Source organism: Luteimonas sp. e5 (genome assembly GCF_054031035.1).
In genome coordinates this window covers 70,958-89,230 of the sequence record NZ_JBSTRX010000004.1, presented here as the reverse complement: position 1 = coordinate 89,230, position 18,273 = coordinate 70,958, and the positions used below count along the sequence as shown (strand labels likewise).

Below are 18,273 nucleotides of genomic sequence, written 5' to 3'. Positions count from 1 at the left end.
GCGGGCCGGGCACGCGAGTTTGCGGCCCGGCCCCGTCACCTTGGCCTGAAGGTGTCGATGCGATGAACCTGCGCGATCTCAAATACCTCGTCGCCCTGGCCGAGCACCGCCACTTCGGCAAGGCGGCGGAGGCGAGCTTCGTCAGCCAGCCCACGCTGTCGACCCAGATCCGCAAGCTGGAGGAGGAACTGGGCGTGCAGCTGTTCGAGCGCGCGCCGCGCAACGTGATGCTGACCCCGATCGGCCGCGAAGTGGTGGCCCGGGCACGCCTGATCCTGGGCGAGGCCGAAGGCATCCACGATCTTGCCCGGCGCAGCCGCGACCCCGAATCGGGCACCTTGCGTCTCGGCGCCTTCCCCACCCTGGCGCCCTACTTCCTGCCGTACGCGGTGCCCGAGCTGCACAAGCGTTTCCCGCGGCTGGAACTGCTGCTGGTCGAGGACAAGAGCGATGCGCTGCTGGAAAAGCTGCGCGATGGCCAGATCGATGCCGCGTTGCTGGCGCTGCCGGTGACCGACGAGCAACTGCATGCCGAGGAACTGTTCGAAGAACCCTTCCTGCTGGCGACCAGTGCGCAGGGCTCGCTGGCCGCGCAGAACACGGTGAGTCTGGACGACCTCGACGCGCATGCCCTGTTGCTGCTGGAGGACGGCCATTGCCTGCGCGATCAGGCGCTCGACGTGTGCCGCCTTTCCGGGGCGCATGAAAAGGCCGGCTTCCGCGCCACCAGCCTGGAGACGCTGCGGCAGATGGTCGCCGCCGGCGGCGGCATCACCCTGCTGCCACTGCTGGCCACGCGCTCGCCGGTGGCACAACCGGAAAACCTGCGCCTGCTGCCGTTCGCGGGCGATGCCCCGTCACGCCGGATCGCACTGGTCTGGCGCCGCAGCTCGGCAATGAGCGGCCTGCTCGGCGACATCGCCGCCACGCTGCGCCCGCTATCCTCGCGGCTCCTCGCCGACTGACCTCTCGCCATGCCACGACGCCGCGTCGTGTTCCTCATCGCGGTACTGGCCGCGCTTGCCACGATCCTCGCCTTCGCGCGCTGGCGGCAGGCGCAGGACACGCCCGCCGCTGCGCTCGCACCCGCCGGGCCGGTCGCCGAGCCCGTCGCGCGCCCGGCCTTCGTCAGTGCGCAGGCGGTCACGGCAGCGGACTGCCCGCTGCCACTGGCGCTGGCCGACCCCGAACTGCCGGCGCAATCCACACTGCCGGACGCAGTGTCGGAGTTCGCCCACCCGTCCGGCCGCCTCGAAGCACTGGCCGGGTTCAGCGTGGATGCCCGCGTGCTGTCCACGCGCCGCTATGCGGAAGACCGCGAAGCCGACTTTGCCCCGCTCGACCTTGCCCTGGGCTGGGCGCGCATGCGCGACGAGGATGTGCTCGCCGCGCTCGACATCCGCCAGGACAACCGCTGGTATTACATGGCCTGGGATGCCGCGCCGCCGATCAGCATCGAACAGGCACGGCGCGAGAGCGCGAACATGCACATGATCCCGGCCAGTCGCGACGTGGCGGCGGCCCTCGCCGGCATGCAGCCGGGACAGCGCGTGCGCATCGACGGATGGCTGGTCGAGGCCGAGGCCCGTGATGGCTGGCGCTGGCGCAGCTCATTGACCCGTGACGACCACGGCCCCGGCGGCTGCGAGGTGGTCTATGTCTGCGCCGCACGCATCGCGGCGGACTAGGCCCGCGCCGGCCTGAGCCGGGTCTTGAGCCCGGCAACGAAGATCCCGGCCAGGGTCACCGCAAGCCCGGCCCACTGTCGTGGCGTGGTGGCCTGGTCGAGCACGATCACGTCAAGCAGATAAGCCACCAGCGGCTGCAACAGCAGCAGCAAGCCGACCATCGCCACCGACAGCACCGCGATCGAGCGCGAGATCAGGATCCAGCTCAGGCAGTGTCCGAGCGCAGCCAGCAGCAGCAGGATCACGAACGAACGCCACGACGGGATCGCCAGGCTCGTCCCTTCGGCCACCCCGGCAAGCCCGAGGCACAGCGCACTGCCGAACGCGGCCAGGCACAGCACCTGCTCCACCGGAATCCGCGCCCGACCCACCGCGGCTTCCGCCTGCGAACGCTTGAGGCCGACGTTGTAGGCGGCATACATCAGCCCGGTGCCAAGGCCCAGCCACACGCCCCAGCGATACCCGGCCGGCAGTTGCGCCCAGTCCGCCCCCAGCAACAGCCACAGGCCGAAGAACGCCAGCAACACGCCACTGATGAAGCGCAGGGTCAGGCGCTCGCCGAAGAACAATGCGCCGGCCAATGCCATGAAGAACACCTGGCTGTTGGCGAGCAGGGTCGAAAGGCCGGGGCCGACGATCAGAATGCTGCGATGCCACATCCACAGGTCGGCGGCAAACGCCAGCGAAGGCAATGCAATCCACGCCCACGCCCGGCGCGAGAGCGGTTGCCAGCCATGCCGCCATTGCACAAGCGCCGCCAGCAGCACGCCCGACAGCAGCATGCGCCAGAACGCCGAGACCGTCGGCGGGGTATCGGCGAAGCGCACCATGAGGCCATTGGTGCCGATGATGGCCGCCCCCAGCAGCAGCTGCGCGAATGCGTTCCTGCGCTGCGCGGCATCCGCCGCGGGGCTCATGCCGGCTGCCAGCCTTCGTCGTCCGCCTGCAGCGGCCGGGCCGCGCCGGGTTGATCCAGGCCCAGTTCGCGCACCACGCCTTCCGCCGCTTCCGCATGGCTGTCCGACACCCGCACCAGGATGAAGCCACCGGCGGGCAACTCGCCCACCCCGCCGACCAGGTGCTCGCCCATGACGAAGGCCGGGATCGAGGCATCCTCCAGTGCATGCTTCACCAGATGGGCATCGATCAGGTTGAGCGCGTGATACACGGTGCGCATGGGTACAGGCAGTCAGCGGGAACCTGTCCAGCTTAACGCTAAACTGTCCCTTGTTTTCGCCACGCCTTCGCCATGTCCGACAGCCCCGCCCCGGCGCCCGAGCGCATCGACTTCATCCGCAACATCGTCCGCGAGGACCTGGCCAGCGGCAAGCACACGCATATCAAGACCCGCTTCCCGCCCGAGCCCAACGGCTACCTGCATCTGGGCCACGTCAAGGCGATCGCCGCGGATTTCGGCATCGCCGAGGAATTCGGCGGCGTGTGCAATCTGCGTTTCGATGACACCAACCCGGAGCGCGAGGATCTGGAGTTCGTCACCGCGATCCAGGAGGATGTGCGCTGGCTGGGCTACGAATGGGATTCGCTGCGCCACGCTTCCGATTACTTCGGCGTGTTTTACCTGGGCGCGGAAAAGCTGATCCGCGACGGCAAGGCCTTCGTCTGCGACCTCAGCCAGGACGAAGTGCGATCGACCCGCGGCACGCTGACCGAGCCGGGCACCGAATCGCCGTACCGCAACCGCTCGGTCGAGGAAAACCTGGACCTGTTCCGGCGCATGCGTGCCGGCGAGTTCGCCGACGGTGCACGCACCCTGCGCGCCAGGATCGACATGGCCTCGCCGAACATGAACATGCGCGACCCGGCGATCTACCGGATCAAGCAGGTGCCGCACCAGAACACCGGCGACGAATGGCCGATCTACCCGATGTACGACTACGCCCACGCGCTGGGCGATGCGGTCGAGGGCATCACCCATTCGCTGTGCACGCTGGAATTCGAGGACCACCGCCCGCTGTACGACTGGTGCGTGGACAACGTCGCCCTGCACGAGAACCCCGAGCTGCTGGAGCCCTTGCTGGCACGCGGCCTGCCCAAGGAGGCCGCCAAGCCGCGGCAGATCGAGTTCTCCCGGCTCAACCTCGATTACACGGTGATGAGCAAGCGCAAGCTGATGGCGCTGGTCAACGAAGGTCTGGTCGATGGCTGGGACGATCCGCGCATGCCGACGCTGCAGGGCATCCGCCGCCGCGGCTACACGCCGGAGGCGCTGAAGCTGTTCGTCACCCGCTTGGGCCTGTCCAAGCAGAACTCGGTGATCGACTACACGGTGCTGGAAAACACCCTGCGCGAGGATCTCGATGCACGTGCGCCACGGCGCATGGCGGTGATCGAGCCGTTGCGTCTGGTGCTGCACAACCTGCCCGAAGGCCATGCCGAACACCTCGAGTTCGCCAATCACCCCAAGGACGACTCCATGGGCAGCCGCAAGGTGGCGTTCTCGCGCGTGCTGTGGATCGAGCGCGAGGACTTCGCCGAAGTGCCACCGAAGGGCTGGCGACGCCTGATCCCGGGTGGCGAAGTGCGCCTGCGCGGGGCCGGCATCGTGCGTTGTGACGAAGTGATCAAGGATGCCGACGGCAATGTGGTCGAACTGCGTGGCTGGCTCGATCCCGAATCGCGTCCCGGCATGGAAGGCGCCAACCGCAAGGTCAAGGGCACCATCCACTGGGTCGATGCCGCCACCGCGGTAGCGGCCGAGTTCCGCCTGTACGAGCGCCTGTTCAACGTGCCCGACCCGGATGACGAAAGCGCGGGCAAGGGCTATCGCGACCACCTCAACCCGGATTCACGCCGCATGGTGCATGGTTATGTCGAAGCCGCCGCGGCGCAGGCGACGGCGGAAGAGCGCTTCCAGTTCGAACGCAGCGGCTACTTCGTCGCCGACCGCCACGACCATGCGTCCACGCGACCGGTGTTCAATCGCGCGGTGACCCTGCGCGACGTGTGGGCGCAGAAGCGCTGAAGCCACGCCATGTCGGCGTGGCGCGCGCGCCCGTCCCGCCCATTCCCAGGAGGAACCGCCATGCTCCGCTTCGCCCATGTCGTCCTCGTCTTCATCCTGCTGCTGCTTGCCGCGTGCACGCAGCCGACCACGCAACGCCAGGCACCGCCGCAGGCGTTCCCGGGCAATCCACTGGAGCAGCCGGTGAAACCGCGCCCGATCGGTGGCGGACCGGCGGCGGTGGATACCAGCTGCCGCACCGATGCCGACTGCACGGTGAAGAACGTCGGCAATTGCTGCGGCTATTATCCGGCCTGCGTCAACGTAAATGCCAAGGTCGATCCGCAGGCGGTGGCCGATGAATGCCGTCGCACCGGCCGCGTCGGGGTCTGCGGATTCCCCGACATCAGCGCCTGCCGCTGCGTGTCCGGCCAGTGCACCGGCGACAACCGGCTCTCCACGCAATGATGCAACCTCCGCTGCAATTGCATCTGACCCTGCCGGCGTGGCTGCACGAGTTCGCGTTCACGCGTGCGTATCCCGGCGACGAGGCCAAGGTCGCGCTCGCCATCGAGCTGTCGCGGCGCAACGTCGAGGCCGGCAGCGGTGGCCCGTTCGGCGCGGCGGTGTTCAGCCCCGACGATGTGCTGATCGCGGTCGGCGTCAATCGCGTGCTGCCGCAAAGCTGCAGCCTTGCACACGCCGAGACCTTCGCCCTGATGCTGGCCCAGCAACGCCTGCAGCGCGCGCGCCTGAACTGCAACGATGACGGTGGCGCCTGGGGCCCGGTGACCCTTGCCACCTCGGCGCAGCCGTGCTGCCAATGCTATGGCGCCAGTATCTGGGCCGGCATCGACCGCCTGCTGATCGGTGCACGCAGCGAGGACGTCGAGCGGTTGACCGAATTCGACGAAGGCCCGCTGCCGCAGGACTGGATCGGCGAACTTGCGCGACGCGGCATCGAAGTGGTGCGCGACCTGCAACGCGAAGCTGCCTGCGCGGTGCTGCGCGATTACGGCCTGCGCGGCCCGGCCTACTGATGCCGGGCGCAGAACGGACGTCGGCGGCGGCGCAGGTCGCGTGGCCCGCACGGCAGGCCGTGCTGTGCCACTGCCGCGCGGGGTTCGAGCCGGAACTGGCCGCCGAACTCGGCGAGCGTGCCGCGTTGGCCGGCATCGCCGGACATGTGCGTGCCGAACGTGGCAGCGCCCTGGTGCAGTTCCATGCCGAAGGCGAAGAGGCCGATCGCCTGGACACGGCACTGCCGTGGGAGAAACTGATCTTCGCGCGGCAGAAGCTGCAGCTGATCGCCGAATTGCGCGCCCTGCCGCGCCACGATCGTGTCGGGGCGCTGATCGCCGCGCTGGACGCGGCACGCGAGCGCGAAGTCCTGCCGCGCTTCGGCACGCTGTGGCTGGAACATGCCGATTCCGATGCCGGCCGACCCTTGGCCGGACTCGCGCGCAGCCTCGGCAATGCACTGCGACCGGCGTTGCGCAAGAGCGGCTGGCTGGATGCACGCGACGATCCGCAGCGCCCGCGCCTGCATGTGGTGCTGCTCGATGGCGACCATGCCCTGCTCGCGCGCAGCACACCGGGCGACAGTGCGCCCTGGCCGCTGGGCATCCCGCGGCTGAAGATGCTGCCGGACGCACCCTCGCGCAGCGCGCTGAAACTGGAGGAAGCCTTCCTCACCCTGCTCGACCCCGCGCAGCGCGAGGCGCTGCTGGTGCCCGGCATGCGCGCCGCCGACCTCGGCGCCGCGCCGGGTGGCTGGAGCTGGGTGCTGGCACGCCACCACATCCGCGTCAGCGCGATCGACAATGGCCCGCTGCAGCCGCGCCTGCTCGACAGCGGGCTGGTCACCCATGTGCGTGCCGACGGCTTCAGCTGGCGGCCTGCGCAGCCGCTGGACTGGCTGGTCTGCGACATGGTCGAGCAACCTGCCCGCGTCGCGCGGCGCATGGCCGAGTGGTTCGCCCACGGCTGGTGCCGGCATGCGCTGTTCAACCTCAAGCTGCCGATGAAGAAGCGCTGGCTGGAAACCCGCCACTGCCTGCAGCTGTTCGAGCAGGAGGCCGGCCAGCCGCTGTGTGCGCGCGCACGCCAGCTGTACCACGATCGCGAGGAAATCACCGTGTTCGCGAGCGTGGCGGCATGAGCAGGCGGATCATCGCGCTCTCGAGCGTGCATGGAGGGCGCGACTGATGGTCAGCATCGGTCCGTTCTCGGTGTCTTTGCTGGTGCTGCTGCTGGCACTCGCGATCGCCGCCGGCGTGACGCGCTGGCTCGATCCGCGCCCGGCGACCAGCGACGAGACACGCCGCCCACGCGCCAGCGCGATGCTGCTTGACATGCTGCTGATCGCGGTGCTGGTGGCACGCCTTGCCTTCGTCGCCAGCGCGTGGTCGAGTTATGCGGACGCCCCGCTGTCGATCCTGCGCATCGGCGATGGCGGCTTCCTGCCGTGGCCGGGCATCATCGCCGGACTCGCCTGGGGGCTGTGGCGCAGCCGGCGCCATGCCGGGCTGGCACGACCGGTGGCGTTCGCCGCCGGTGCCGGCGTGGCCAGCTGGCTGCTGCTCGGCTTCGCGCTCGGCCTGCTGCAGGCCTCTGTGATCCGCCTGCCGGAACAGCGTCTGGCGCGACTGGAAGGTGGCGAAATGGAACTGGCGGCATTGGCCGGCAAGCCGGTGGTGGTCAACCTGTGGGCCACCTGGTGCCCGCCCTGTCTGCGCGAAATGCCGATGCTGGCCGAGGCCCAGCGCCGGCATGGCGATGTCCATTTCGTGTTCGTCAATCAGGCCGAAGATGCGGCCAGCGTGCGCGCCTACCTGCAACGCAGCCAGCTGCAGCTCGACAACCTGTTGCTGGATCCATTTTCCTCGGTGGCCGAGGCGGTCGGCTCGCGCGGCTTGCCGACCACCCTGTTCTTCGATGCGCAGGGGCGGCTGGTGCACAGCCACGTCGGCGAACTCAGTGCGGCAAGCCTCGACCAGCGCCTGCAGCGCATCGGCACGGATACCCGCGCCGGCCGCTGATCCGCGTCATCGGCGGCGAACGAAGCGCCGGCTCACAGGCCCGCCGCATGCCGCCACAGCGCGTGGCGCAACGGCGTGATCGCATTGGCCGCCGCCAGCGCATGGCCGCGCAGCAAGGTCGGCAGCAGGGAGTCGTTCGAGTACACGCGATTGATCGCCTCGAAGGCGAGTGTCGAAGCCACGTTGTCGCTGCGACGCGCCCGCGCCCAGCGTTGCAGACGATGCGGGCTCGACAGCAGGTCGCGGCCACGCTGCCGCGCATCGACCAGCGCCTCGCGCAGGGCGGCGACATCACGCAGGCCGAGGTTGATGCCCTGCCCCGCCAGCGGATGCACCACGTGCGCGGCATCACCGATCAACAGCAATCGCCCCTGCACCTGGGTGCGTGCAAGCAGGCGGCGCAGCGGAAACGCCGCACGCGGCGAACGCAGGCGCAACTCGCCAAGCCGGTGCGCGCTGGCGAGCGTGAGTTCGCGTTCGAAATCGGCCGCGTCGAGCGCCAGCACGCGTCTGGCCTCGGCATCGGGCAGACTCCACACGATCGAGCACAGCCGCTCGGCATCCGCCGGCAGCAGGGCCAGCGGGCCACCGGGCAGGAAGCGCTGCCAGGCGGTCCATGCATGTCCGTCCTGCGCTTCCACGTAGGCCACCACGCCGCGCTGGCCGTAATCATGGCGCGACACCTCGATCCCGGCCAGTTCGCGCAGACGCGAACGCGCGCCGTCGGCACCGATCAGCAACCGTGCCGTCAGCGCCTCGCCGCTCTCCAGATGTACGCGTGCCGTGTCCTCGTCCAGCTCCATCCCGGTCACACCGGAGCCGCTCAGCAGTTCCACGCCGGCGCGTTCGGCCGCTTGCCACAGGCGTGCGGCCAGCACCTCGTTCTCGACGATCCAGCCCAGCTCACGGCGCGCGAAGTCGTCCGCGTCGAACACCAGCTCGCCGCCGCCGGCGGCATCCCATACCCGCATCCGCCGATAGGCTTGAGCGCGCACGGACAGGACGTCCGGCCACACCCCGAGCTCATCGAGCAATGCCGCATTGTCCGGTGCCAGCGCGACCACACGCAGGCTGCGCTCGGCGGGCGAAAACACCGGCGGTGCGCCGGCCTCGACCAGCGCGACCTGCAGCCCTTCACGTGCCAGCCCCAGCGCGCAGGCGGCGCCGGCGATGCCGGCACCGACCACCACCACATCACGCGAGCGGCGACGGCTCATTGCGCATCCCCGCGGCACAGCGCCGGCACGTCACCGCGATAACCCATGCCACCGGCGGCCAGCCGCGCTCGCAGCGCCGGCAGGTTGGCCAGTGCCGCCATGCCCAGACTGCGCGCCAGGCCCATCGCCAGGCCCGGATTGGCCGTGGCCCGCGCCAACCCGTCGGAAAACGCCAAGGTGCGGCGACGATCTTCGTCGCGTCGGTGCGCGTATGCCTCGGGCAGGGCCGGATCGTCCACGCCATGGCGCCGGATTTCCTCGACCAGGGTCAGCGCATCGCGCAGGCCGAGGTTGAAGCCCTGCGCACCCAGCGGATGGATCGATTGCGCGGCATTGCCCAGCAACACCGCGCGCGGCGCGTGCAGGCGCTCGGCGACCACGCGCCGGATCGGGTAGCGGCTGCGCTCGCCGCTGGCGAGGAAACGCCCGACGCGCCAGCCGAATGCGCGCTGCACGCGCTCCAGCCAGGCGCGTTCGTCCAGTGCCGCCACCGCATCGGCCTCGCTGCTGGCCACGCCGTGCACCAGGCCGTAGTGGCGGTCATTGCGCGGCAGCAGCGCGGTCGGGCCATGCTCGCCGAGTCGCTCCCAGGCGGTACCGTCCGGCGCGCGCGTGGCGCGCAGGCGGCACACGAACAGGGTCTGCTGGTAATCATGCCGGGCGGCGCCGATGCCCAGCGCCTCGCGCACCGCACTTTCACTGCCGTCGGCACCCACCAGCAGGCGCGTGCGCAGGGTGAGCGGCCCGTCCTCGCCTTCGATCTCGACGTCGCGCAGACCATCCGCACCCACGCTGCTGGCGATGAAGCGGGCCGGGCGATGGCGCTGCAATCGTGCAAGACCGCCGAGGCGGGTTTCCAGCGCCTGGCCGAAGTCGCGCGCGATCACCACGTGGCCGAAGGCATCGCGACCGTAATCGCGCGCATCCAGCCACACTCGGCCGAAATCGCCGGCACGGCTGGCGTGGATGCGCCGGATCGGTGCGGCGCTGGCCAGCAGTGGCCAGACCTCCAGCGCCTGCAGGGCGTGGCAGGTGGCTTCGGCAAAGCTCAGGTTGCGCTCATCGAACACCGCCGGCAAGGTGCTGGCGGGGCTGGCCTCGACCATCGCCACGTCCAGCCCGCTGGAGTCCAGGGCGATCGCCAGGCTGGCACCAACCAGGCCGCCACCGACGATCACGATGTCGTGAGCACTGCGCATGGGCGAATTCTAACGGGCGCGATAGAATCGGCATATTGCCTTGTGCATGGAGCCGGCCAGCGGGCCGGGAAACGGAGTCTTGCGATGAACCTGCAAAGCGCGCCGCACAGCCGCGGCATCAACCTGTCCATTTTCGCCGCGCTGGCGCTGGCGATGGTCGCCACCCGCCTGCACCATTTCGCCGTGGTGCCCGATGCCAGCTGGGCGGTGTTCTTCGCCGGCGGCTTCTGGCTGCGGCATGCGACGCGCTGGGCCTTCCCCGCGCTGATGCTGCTGGCCGTCGCGGTCGACTGGTTCGTGATCAGTCGCCAGGGCATCAGCTTCTGGAGCCACTATTGCGTCTCGCCGGGCTACTGGATGCTGCTGCCGGCCTATTTCAGCCTGTGGGCCGGTGGCATGTGGCTTTCGCGCCAGTCCGGCAGCGCCCCGCTGCTGCTGGCCAAGGCGGCCGGCGCACTGTTCGTCGCGGTCGCCGTGTGCCAGCTGTTCTCGCAGGGCGGCTTCTACTGGCTCAGCGATGCGGTGGCGAACAAGTCGCTGGCCGGCTGGGCGAAGAACTACAACGACTGGCTGTGGCCGTTCCTTGGCAGCACCGCGATGTACGTGGCGCTTGCCGCAGTGGCCCATTTCGGCATTCGTGCGCTGGCCACGCCACGCCACGAGCCCGTCGCGCGGGCCTGAGCCATGGGCAACCGGCTGTCGAAGATCTATACCCGCACCGGCGATGACGGCAGCACCGGCCTGGGCGATGGCAGCCGCACCGGCAAGGATTCGTTGCGGGTCGAGGCCTATGGCACGGTGGACGAAGCCAACTCCTGCATCGGCCTGGTGCTGGCCAGTCCCGGCATCGATGCCGAGATCCGTCGCCTGCTGACCTCGATCCAGCATCAGCTGTTCGACCTCGGCGGCGAGCTGTGCATCCCGGGACATGCGGCGATCGACGACGAGGATGTCGCCAACCTGGAGCGCGCACTCGACCGCCACAACGAGGCCTTGCCGCCCCTCAAGGACTTCATCCTGCCCGGCGGTGGCGAAGCGGCGGCGCGTTGCCATCTGGCGCGCACCGTGGTGCGCCGCGCCGAGCGCATCAGCGTGGCGCTGTCACGCCAGGAAGAGGTGCGCGGCCAAGCCATCCGTTACCTCAATCGCTTGTCCGACCTGCTGTTCGTGCTGTCGCGCGTACTGGCCCGCGCCGATGGCCAGGGCGAGGTGCTGTGGCACCACGAGCGGCGGCGCGGGTGACGCTCAAGCTTTATACCCACCCCGCCTGCCTGGGCCACGACACCGGCCCCGGCCACCCCGAATGCTCCGCCCGCCTGCAGGCGGTGATCGAGGCCATCGATCAGGCCCTGCCCGGCGCGGACTGGCATGACGCGCCGCGCGCACTGCGCGAGGACCTGATGCAGGTGCATGCCGGCGAACTGATCAGCCGGGTGCTGGACACCCCTTGCGACACGCCGGAATGGCTGGATCCGGACACCGTGCGCTCGCCCGGCAGTGCCGAGGCCGCGTTGCGTGCCGCCGGCGCCGGCATCGCCGCGGTCGAATGGACTCTGCAGGGACCGCATTCGCGCGCGTTCTGCGCGGTACGCCCGCCCGGGCATCACGCCGAAGCCGGCACCGCGATGGGCTTCTGCCTGTTCAACAACATCGCGGTGGCCGCGGCGCACGCACTGCAGGACAAGCTGGTGCGCAGCGTGGCGATCATCGATTTCGACGTCCATCACGGCAACGGCACCGAGGACATCTTCCGCCACGACCCGCGCGTGCTCTACGTCAGTTCGCACCAGGCCGGGCTGTACCCCAGCAGCGGCATGGGCGACGCCATTGCCGGCGGGCGCGGCCACATCCGCAACCGGCCGCTGCCACCGGGCTGTGGCCCGGACGAGTTCCGCCGCGTGTGGCGGCATGAACTGCTGCCGCACATCGCCGATTTCGCACCCGACATGCTGTTCATCTCCGCCGGCTTCGATGCCCATCGCGCCGATCCGCTGGCCGGACTGGAGCTGGAGGCGGCGGATTTCGCCTGGCTGACCGAAGCGCTGCTGCGCATCGCCGATGCCTCGGCACAGGGACGGGTGATATCGATGCTCGAAGGCGGCTATGACCTCGACGCGCTCGCCGAGTGCGCGGTGGCGCATGTGCTGGCACTGGCCGCCTGAGCCCGCGGAGTGCCATGATGCAGGCTGAACCACGCCCGCTGCGGGTGATTGCCGGGTCCGTGCCAATGCGTCAAGCTAGGCGCCGCCTCTGCCTCGGGATCATCCGCAACGTGCGCCGCCGACTGCGACTGCTGCCTCTTTCCTTCGCCATTGCCTGCGCACTGCCGGCCACCGCCCAGCAACTGCACGAGCACGAAATGCAGCCGGATTACAGCCTGTGCCCGGCCGAGGATGCGGTGCCGGTATTCCCGGACGCACCGCCACCCACGCGCCTGCGCACCGACCGCGAAGCACGCCGGCAGATGGATACCGAGCTCGCGGGTGACGAACAGAGCGGCACCTACGAAGTCCCGGTACTGAGCGGCAACGTCACCCTGCGCCGCGGCGACCAGTTCCTTGGTACCGACAACATCACCTTCGACAGCGAGGCCGGCACCTACGTCGCCGAAGGCAGCGTGCGCTTCCAGGACAGCGGCATGCGCATCACCGCCGAACGTGCCAGCGGCAACCAGAACGAAGACAGCCATCGACTGGAAAACCTGCGCTACCAATTGACCGATCGCCGTGGCAACGGCGGCGCGGACCTGATCGAGGTGCGCGACGACGTGGGCAGCCTGCATGGCGCCAGCTACAGCACCTGCCCGCCCTCGCAGCCGCAGTGGAAGCTGGTCGCCAATCGCATCGATTTCGATACCGACGAAGGCTTCGCCGTGGCGCGCAACGCCACCTTCCGCGTCGGCAGGATCCCGGTGCTGTACATGCCGTGGTTCAAGTTCCCGATCGACGAGCGCCGCCAGACCGGCCTGCTGATGCCTTCGATCTCCAACTCCGGGCGCAACGGCTTCTATTACAAGCAGCCGATCTACTTCAACCTGGCACCGAATTACGACCTGACCCTCTCGCCGCGCATCATGACCAAGCGCGGCCCGGCTCTGGGCAGCGAGTTCCGCTATCTGCTGCCAGCCGGTGCCGGCGAGTTCAATGCGTTCTGGATGCCGGACGACAAGCTGCGTGACCGTTCGCGTTCCTACTTCAGCTACAACGGTTACCAGAACCTGAGCCAGAACTGGCAATTCAACGCGAGTGTCGCGAAGTTCAGCGATCCGCGCTATTTCGAGGACTTCACCAGCAGCGCCTTGGGTGGCATCGCCTGGCACACCACGCGCAGCGTGCTCGGCGTGTATGGCCGTGGCCGGCACTGGAGTGCGGGCGTGATGGCCGACCACAACCAGCTGTCCGACTACACCCTGACCGAATTGTCACTGCCGTTCGATCGCTTGCCACGCGCCTACCTGTCCTGGGAGCAGCCGATCGGCACCCTGCTGCGCGCCGGCATCGACAGCGAGGCGGTGCGCTTCCGCCACAGCAGCTGGCGCGCGCTGGATGCCGAGTTCAACCCGATCGGCCCGAAGATCGCGGTACCCGGCGGCAACCGCCTCGACCTCAAGCCATGGATCAGCATGCCGCTGCAGGGCGCGAGCTGGTTCATCGAGCCCAGGCTCGCCTGGCGCCATACCCGTTACCAGCTGGATGATGCATTGGCGCGGCAAATCGCCGAGCAGCGCGCGCGCGCGGATGCCGGCAGCCAGGGCATTCCCTACGACCCCGGGATGGACGCGGCATTTTTCGACAAGCAGCCTTCGCGCAGCCTGCCGATCTTCTCGCTGGACGCGGGAGTGCAATTCGACCGCGAATTCCAGCGCAAGGGCGAAGGCCATGTGCAGACGCTGGAGCCGCGCCTGTTCTACCTCAACGTGCCCTATCGCAACCAGGACGCGCTGCCATTGTTCGATACCCAGCCCCTGACCTTCGGCTGGGGCCAGTTGTTCCGCGACAACCGTTACACCAGCGCGGATCGGCAGAGCGATGCCAACCAGATCACCACCGCGGTGACCACTCGCATCCTGCGCGATCGCGACGGCTTCGAACGCTTCAATGCCAGCATCGGCCAGATCCACTATCTGGATGACGTGCGCGTCATGGCGGCGGGACATGAGCGCACCATCGAGCGCGGCCGCTCGGCCTGGGTCGCGGATACCAACTGGGCACCCTCCGACCGCTGGCTGATTGGCGCCTCCTACCAGTGGGACCCGAAATATCGCCGCCAGGACCTCGCCTCGCTGCGTGCGCGCTACCTGCTCGGCGACGATGGCGTGGTCAACATCGGCTACCGCTATCGTCGCGATCTGCTGGAGCTGGCCGATTTCTCCTTCCTGTACCCGATCAATCCGGCATGGAGCCTGGTTGGCCGCTATTACTACTCGATCAAGGATCGAAAACCGCTGGAAACGGTGGCCGGCGTGCAATGGGACAGCTGCTGCGTGGCGATGCGCCTGGTCGCCCGCCAATACATCCGCGACCGCGAAGGTGATCTCAACAACGCGATCATGTTCGAGCTGGAGTTCAAGGGCCTGGGCTCGGCCGGTCAGGACACGAGGCGCGCCCTGCGCCGTGCTATTCTCGGCTATTACCGAGACGACCTCTATCTGGTGCCGCCGCAATCCATCGATGGCGTCGGCAAACCGGACAACGACCCTCCCGACGCATCCCTGCCATGACCCGAATCCGCGCCCTTGCGCTGGCCGCCCTGCTGGCCTTCATCCCCGCTTCGCCGCTGCTGGCCCAGGCCACCCAGCCGATCGACCGCATCGCTGCGGTGGTCAACGAGGACGTGATCCTGCAAAGCGAGCTTGATCGCGCCATCGCCAACATCAATGCCCAGTACGCCGACAACCCGGGCCAGCTGCCGCCGCCGGACGTGCTCGCGCGCCAGGTCCTGGAACGGCTGGTGCTGACCCGCCTGCAAGTGGCGCGGGCACAGGAGGCCGGCATCCGCGTCAGCGACCAGGAGCTTGACCAGACCGTCGCCTCGATCGCCGAACAGAACCGCATGACGCCCGACCAGCTGCGCGCGCAGATCGCCAGCGAAGGTTCGGACTTCAATGATTTCCGCAGCAGCATCCGTGACGAGATCACCATCCAGCGCCTGAAGCAGAGCTTCGCGCAAAGCCGCATCCAGGTCAGCGACGCGGAAGTCAATGCCGCGCTCAGCCAGCAGGCGGCGGCCGGTGGTGGTACCCAGTACCACCTCGCCCACATCCTGGTCGCCCTGCCCGAAGGCGCCACCCCGGAGCAGATCGAAACCGGGCAGACCAAGATCGAAGGCGTGAAGGGGCTGATCGATCGTGGCGAGATGGACTTCCGCGCCGCCGCGGTGCGCTATTCGGACAGCCCGAACGCGCTGGAAGGCGGTGACCTCGGCTGGCGCCCGGAGTCGGAAATCCCGCCTGCGTTCGCGCAGATGGTCAAGAGCCTGCAGCCGGGCGAGATGATCGGCCCGATCCGCGGCACCAGCGGCTTCCAGCTGATCCAGCTGATCGCCACGCGCAGCGCTGCCGAATCCGGGCCGGGCATGCTCACCCAGTACCACGTGCGCCATATCCTGGTCGATGGCGATGACGCCGCGGCCCGCGCCAAGCTGGAAACCATCCGTGCCCGCGTCGCCGGTGGCGCCGATTTTGCCGCCATCGCGCGCGAGCAATCGCTGGATCCGAACAGCCGCGACAATGGCGGCGACCTCGGCTGGATCAATGCCGACGCATTCGGTCCGGAGCTCGGGCCGCAGATCGCCGCACTGGCCGAAGGCCAGGTCACGCCACCGCTGAAGACCGGCGCCGGCTGGCACATCATCCAGCTGGTCGCCAAGCGCCAGGCCGAGGTCGGCGATGACCAGCAACGTGCGGCGATGCGCGAAACCATCGGCCGGCGCAAGCTGGAAGACGAGTACAACCGCTTCCTGCAGGAATTGCGCGGCGATGCCTACGTCGACGTTCGCAGCGATTCGGTGCTCGGCGCGCGCACGGACGACAACGAGGACTGAGCATGCGGCCACGGCTGGCGCTGGTTCCGGGCGAACCTGCCGGAGTCGGCGCCGAGCTGGTGGTGCGCCTCGCGCAGCAGCCCGCGCCCGGATGCGAACTGCTCGCCTTCGCCGATCCGGCCAGCATGAGCCGCGCCGCCGAAGTGCTGGATCTGCCGCTGCGCCTGCTGCCGGCGAACGCACGCGCCGAGCGTCCCGGTGACCTGCCGTTGCAGCCAGTGCCGTTGCCTGGCGCACCGCCGCCATTCGGTCGGCCCGACCCGGCCAATGCGGCGGCGGTGATCGCCGCACTGGAAACGGCGGCACGCGCCTGCCTCGCGGGCACATGCCAGGGCCTTGTCACCGGGCCCACGCACAAGGCCAGCATCAACGCCGGCGGCATCGCCTACAGTGGTACCACCGAGCTGCTGGCAGACATCACCGGCTGCCAGGTGGCGATGATGCTGGCGCGGCCCGGCCTGCGCGTGGTGCTCGTCACCACCCACCTGCCGCTGCGCGAGGTGGCCGACGCGGTCACCGGCGAGCATCTGGAGCGCATACTGCGCATCACCGAAGCCGCGTTGCGTGACGATTTCGGCATCCCTGCGCCACGGCTCGCGGTGCTCGGCCTCAACCCGCATGCGGGCGAGGACGGGCACCTCGGGCGCGAGGAAATCGAAATCATCATCCCGCGGCTGGAAAAATTGCGCGCCGAGGGCATGGCGCTGATCGGGCCGTTGCCGGCGGACAGCGCGTTCCTGCCCGACAAGCTGCCGGGCTTTGATGCCGTGATCGCGATGTACCACGACCAGGGCCTGCCGGTGCTCAAATCGACGGGCCTGGACCAGGCGGTCAACATCACCCTGGGCCTGCCGTTTCCGCGGGTGGCGGTGGACCATGGCGCCGCGCTGGACATCGCCGGGCGCGGCAGCGCCGATCCGTCGAGCCTGTTTGCCGCGGTCGAAACCTGCGCCATGCTGGCACGCACCCGCAACGCCACCGGGGAACCCGCGGCATGAACGACACCATCAGCTTCGACGACTTCCTCAAGGTCGATATCCGCGTCGGCCGCATCATCGAGGCGCTGCCCTTCCCCGAAGCACGCAAGCCGGCCTATCGGCTGAAGGTCGATTTCGGGCCTGAAATCGGCGTGCTGCAGTCCAGCGCGCAAATCACCGTGCATTACACGCCGCAGGATCTGCTTGGCAGGCTGGTGGTCGGGGTGGTGAATTTTCCGCCACGCCAGATCGGTCCGGTGCGGTCGCAATGCCTGGTGACCGGGTTCCACGACGCCGATGGCGCGGTGCGCCTGTGCATACCCGAGGGCGAGATCGCGCCCGGGACGCGTCTGCTGTGAGCGCGCACTTCGGACAACCGGCGAAGAAACATCTCGGGCAGAACTTCCTGCACGATCGCGACGTGATCGAGCGCATCCTGCTGGCGCTGGCGCCCGCGCCCGGCGAGCGCATCGTCGAGATCGGCCCGGGCCAGGGGGCACTGACCCTGCCGCTGCTGCAGCGCCACGGCACCCTCACCGCGATCGAATTCGACCGCGACCTGTTCGCCCCGCTGCGTGCCGCGGCCGCGGCACAGGGCAGCGAGTTGCGCCTGATCGAATCGGACGTGCTCAAGGTCGACTTCAGCGCCCTGGCGGAGGAGCTGGGCGGGCCGATCCGGTTGCTCGGCAACCTGCCCTACAACCTGTCGAGCCCGATCCTGTTCCATGCGCTGGAACATGCCGCGGCGATCATCGACATGCACTTCATGCTGCAGCAGGAAGTGGTCGAGCGCATGGCCGCCAGCGAGGGCAGCAAGGTGTATGGCCGGCTGTCGGTGATGCTGCAGGCGTACTGTCGGGTGACGCCACTGATCCACGTGCCACCGGCTGCCTTCCGGCCCGCGCCGAAGGTGGATTCGATGGTGGTGCGCCTGGTTCCGCGGCCTGCGGCGGAAATCGAGGTGAATGATCGCGCCGAGTTTGCCGCGGTGGTGCGCGCCGCCTTCGGCCAGCGCCGCAAGACCTTGCACAACGCGCTCAACGGCCTGCGTGATGATGAGGCGATCCGTGCCGCCGGTCTGCAGCCGGGCATGCGTGCCGAACAGGTACCGGTGGCCGGCTTCATGCGCCTGGCCAACCTCGCCTGA

General features: G+C 68.8%; 19 protein-coding genes. 15 read left to right on the top strand and 4 right to left on the bottom strand.

The features are described 5' to 3' along the window. The first annotated feature begins 62 nt into the window (after positions 1–62). Positions 63–965: a LysR substrate-binding domain-containing protein gene (locus tag ACW11F_RS12055; RefSeq protein WP_456997191.1), complete on the top strand. Its 903-nt coding sequence runs from the start codon at positions 63–65 to the stop codon at positions 963–965. A gap of 9 nt (positions 966–974) precedes the next feature. Beyond that, positions 975–1,688, top strand: coding sequence for a hypothetical protein (locus tag ACW11F_RS12050; RefSeq protein ID WP_456997190.1), 714 nt, complete (start codon positions 975–977; stop codon positions 1,686–1,688). Here the strand turns inward: ACW11F_RS12050 and ACW11F_RS12045 are convergent. Beyond that, complete coding sequence (locus ACW11F_RS12045; protein ID WP_456997189.1) at positions 1,685–2,605, bottom strand: DMT family transporter; 921 nt, start codon at positions 2,603–2,605, stop codon at positions 1,685–1,687. The genes ACW11F_RS12050 and ACW11F_RS12045 overlap by 4 nt on opposite strands. Beyond that, positions 2,602–2,865: a putative signal transducing protein gene (locus tag ACW11F_RS12040; RefSeq protein ID WP_456997188.1), complete on the bottom strand. Its 264-nt coding sequence runs from the start codon at positions 2,863–2,865 to the stop codon at positions 2,602–2,604. The genes ACW11F_RS12045 and ACW11F_RS12040 overlap by 4 nt, the downstream gene beginning before the upstream one ends. 72 nt (positions 2,866–2,937) lie before the next feature. Here ACW11F_RS12040 and ACW11F_RS12035 point away from each other — a divergent pair, with 72 nt between their 5' ends. The 5 genes from ACW11F_RS12035 to ACW11F_RS12015 are packed head-to-tail and all read left to right on the top strand — an operon-like array spanning position 2,938 to position 7,691. Continuing rightward, the gene (locus ACW11F_RS12035) at positions 2,938–4,671 is read left to right on the top strand and encodes a glutamine--tRNA ligase/YqeY domain fusion protein (RefSeq protein ID WP_456997187.1); all 1,734 of its coding nucleotides are present in this window, start codon (positions 2,938–2,940) and stop codon (positions 4,669–4,671) included. A gap of 60 nt (positions 4,672–4,731) precedes the next feature. Then, positions 4,732–5,118: a hypothetical protein gene (locus ACW11F_RS12030; RefSeq protein ID WP_456997186.1), complete on the top strand. Its 387-nt coding sequence runs from the start codon at positions 4,732–4,734 to the stop codon at positions 5,116–5,118. Beyond that, positions 5,118–5,690: a nucleoside deaminase gene (locus tag ACW11F_RS12025; protein WP_456997185.1), complete on the top strand. Its 573-nt coding sequence runs from the start codon at positions 5,118–5,120 to the stop codon at positions 5,688–5,690. Before ACW11F_RS12030 ends, ACW11F_RS12025 begins: the two co-directional genes overlap by 1 nt. After that, a complete protein-coding gene (gene rlmM / locus ACW11F_RS12020; RefSeq protein WP_456997184.1) occupies positions 5,690–6,811 on the top strand; it encodes a 23S rRNA (cytidine(2498)-2'-O)-methyltransferase RlmM in 1,122 nt (373 codons plus the stop codon). The genes ACW11F_RS12025 and rlmM overlap by 1 nt, the downstream gene beginning before the upstream one ends. Positions 6,812–6,857: 46 nt before the next feature. Next, positions 6,858–7,691 carry a prolipoprotein diacylglyceryl transferase family protein gene (locus ACW11F_RS12015; protein ID WP_456997183.1) on the top strand — a complete coding sequence of 278 codons (834 nt, stop codon included), beginning with the start codon at positions 6,858–6,860 and terminating at the stop codon, positions 7,689–7,691. Between the two features lie 32 nt (positions 7,692–7,723). On the opposite strand, the gene ACW11F_RS12010 is transcribed toward ACW11F_RS12015, so the two are convergent. Further along, positions 7,724–8,908 (bottom strand): FAD-dependent oxidoreductase, encoded by a 1,185-nt coding sequence (locus ACW11F_RS12010; RefSeq protein ID WP_456997182.1) that lies wholly within the window; start codon positions 8,906–8,908, stop codon positions 7,724–7,726. Further along, the gene (gene ubiH / locus ACW11F_RS12005; protein WP_456997181.1) at positions 8,905–10,107 is read right to left on the bottom strand and encodes a 2-octaprenyl-6-methoxyphenyl hydroxylase; all 1,203 of its coding nucleotides are present in this window, start codon (positions 10,105–10,107) and stop codon (positions 8,905–8,907) included. The genes ACW11F_RS12010 and ubiH overlap by 4 nt, the downstream gene beginning before the upstream one ends. A gap of 84 nt (positions 10,108–10,191) precedes the next feature. Here ubiH and ACW11F_RS12000 point away from each other — a divergent pair, with 84 nt between their 5' ends. The 8 genes from ACW11F_RS12000 to rsmA all read left to right on the top strand — a co-directional run bounded on the left by ACW11F_RS12000 (position 10,192) and on the right by rsmA (position 18,273). Then, entirely contained in the window at positions 10,192–10,788 is a 597-nt protein-coding gene (locus ACW11F_RS12000; protein ID WP_456997180.1) for a hypothetical protein, read from the top strand. A 3-nt stretch (positions 10,789–10,791) separates the two neighbouring features. Then, entirely contained in the window at positions 10,792–11,349 is a 558-nt protein-coding gene (locus ACW11F_RS11995) for a cob(I)yrinic acid a,c-diamide adenosyltransferase (RefSeq protein WP_456997179.1), read from the top strand. Then, on the top strand, positions 11,346–12,269 hold the full coding sequence (locus ACW11F_RS11990; protein ID WP_456997178.1) for a histone deacetylase family protein: 924 nt from the start codon (positions 11,346–11,348) through the stop codon (positions 12,267–12,269). Before ACW11F_RS11995 ends, ACW11F_RS11990 begins: the two co-directional genes overlap by 4 nt. A 110-nt stretch (positions 12,270–12,379) precedes the next feature. Continuing rightward, on the top strand, positions 12,380–14,827 hold the full coding sequence (lptD, locus tag ACW11F_RS11985; RefSeq protein WP_456997177.1) for an LPS-assembly protein LptD: 2,448 nt from the start codon (positions 12,380–12,382) through the stop codon (positions 14,825–14,827). Further along, positions 14,824–16,149 carry a peptidylprolyl isomerase gene (locus tag ACW11F_RS11980; RefSeq protein WP_456997176.1) on the top strand — a complete coding sequence of 442 codons (1,326 nt, stop codon included), beginning with the start codon at positions 14,824–14,826 and terminating at the stop codon, positions 16,147–16,149. Before lptD ends, ACW11F_RS11980 begins: the two co-directional genes overlap by 4 nt. Positions 16,150–16,151: 2 nt before the next feature. Then, the gene (gene pdxA, locus ACW11F_RS11975) at positions 16,152–17,147 is read left to right on the top strand and encodes a 4-hydroxythreonine-4-phosphate dehydrogenase PdxA (RefSeq protein ID WP_456997175.1); all 996 of its coding nucleotides are present in this window, start codon (positions 16,152–16,154) and stop codon (positions 17,145–17,147) included. Further along, on the top strand, positions 17,144–17,485 hold the full coding sequence (locus ACW11F_RS11970) for a tRNA-binding protein (RefSeq protein WP_456997174.1): 342 nt from the start codon (positions 17,144–17,146) through the stop codon (positions 17,483–17,485). Before pdxA ends, ACW11F_RS11970 begins: the two co-directional genes overlap by 4 nt. Beyond that, entirely contained in the window at positions 17,482–18,273 is a 792-nt protein-coding gene (rsmA, locus tag ACW11F_RS11965) for a 16S rRNA (adenine(1518)-N(6)/adenine(1519)-N(6))-dimethyltransferase RsmA (protein ID WP_456997173.1), read from the top strand. The genes ACW11F_RS11970 and rsmA overlap by 4 nt, the downstream gene beginning before the upstream one ends.

Bases quoted from the DNA above. Each gene is read 5' to 3' on its own strand.
- ACW11F_RS12055 (WP_456997191.1), top strand. From the start codon at position 63: ATGAACCTGCGCGATCTCAAATACCTCGTCGCCCTGGCCGAGCACCGC.
- ACW11F_RS12050 (WP_456997190.1), top strand. From the start codon at position 975: ATGCCACGACGCCGCGTCGTGTTCCTCATCGCGGTACTGGCCGCGCTT.
- ACW11F_RS12045 (WP_456997189.1), bottom strand. From the start codon at position 2,605: ATGAGCCCCGCGGCGGATGCCGCGCAGCGCAGGAACGCATTCGCGCAG.
- ACW11F_RS12040 (WP_456997188.1), bottom strand. From the start codon at position 2,865: ATGCGCACCGTGTATCACGCGCTCAACCTGATCGATGCCCATCTGGTG.
- ACW11F_RS12035 (WP_456997187.1), top strand. From the start codon at position 2,938: ATGTCCGACAGCCCCGCCCCGGCGCCCGAGCGCATCGACTTCATCCGC.
- ACW11F_RS12030 (WP_456997186.1), top strand. From the start codon at position 4,732: ATGCTCCGCTTCGCCCATGTCGTCCTCGTCTTCATCCTGCTGCTGCTT.
- ACW11F_RS12025 (WP_456997185.1), top strand. From the start codon at position 5,118: ATGCAACCTCCGCTGCAATTGCATCTGACCCTGCCGGCGTGGCTGCAC.
- rlmM (WP_456997184.1), top strand. From the start codon at position 5,690: ATGCCGGGCGCAGAACGGACGTCGGCGGCGGCGCAGGTCGCGTGGCCC.
- ACW11F_RS12015 (WP_456997183.1), top strand. From the start codon at position 6,858: ATGGTCAGCATCGGTCCGTTCTCGGTGTCTTTGCTGGTGCTGCTGCTG.
- ACW11F_RS12010 (WP_456997182.1), bottom strand. From the start codon at position 8,908: ATGAGCCGTCGCCGCTCGCGTGATGTGGTGGTGGTCGGTGCCGGCATC.
- ubiH (WP_456997181.1), bottom strand. From the start codon at position 10,107: ATGCGCAGTGCTCACGACATCGTGATCGTCGGTGGCGGCCTGGTTGGT.
- ACW11F_RS12000 (WP_456997180.1), top strand. From the start codon at position 10,192: ATGAACCTGCAAAGCGCGCCGCACAGCCGCGGCATCAACCTGTCCATT.
- ACW11F_RS11995 (WP_456997179.1), top strand. From the start codon at position 10,792: ATGGGCAACCGGCTGTCGAAGATCTATACCCGCACCGGCGATGACGGC.
- ACW11F_RS11980 (WP_456997176.1), top strand. From the start codon at position 14,824: ATGACCCGAATCCGCGCCCTTGCGCTGGCCGCCCTGCTGGCCTTCATC.
- pdxA (WP_456997175.1), top strand. From the start codon at position 16,152: ATGCGGCCACGGCTGGCGCTGGTTCCGGGCGAACCTGCCGGAGTCGGC.
- ACW11F_RS11970 (WP_456997174.1), top strand. From the start codon at position 17,144: ATGAACGACACCATCAGCTTCGACGACTTCCTCAAGGTCGATATCCGC.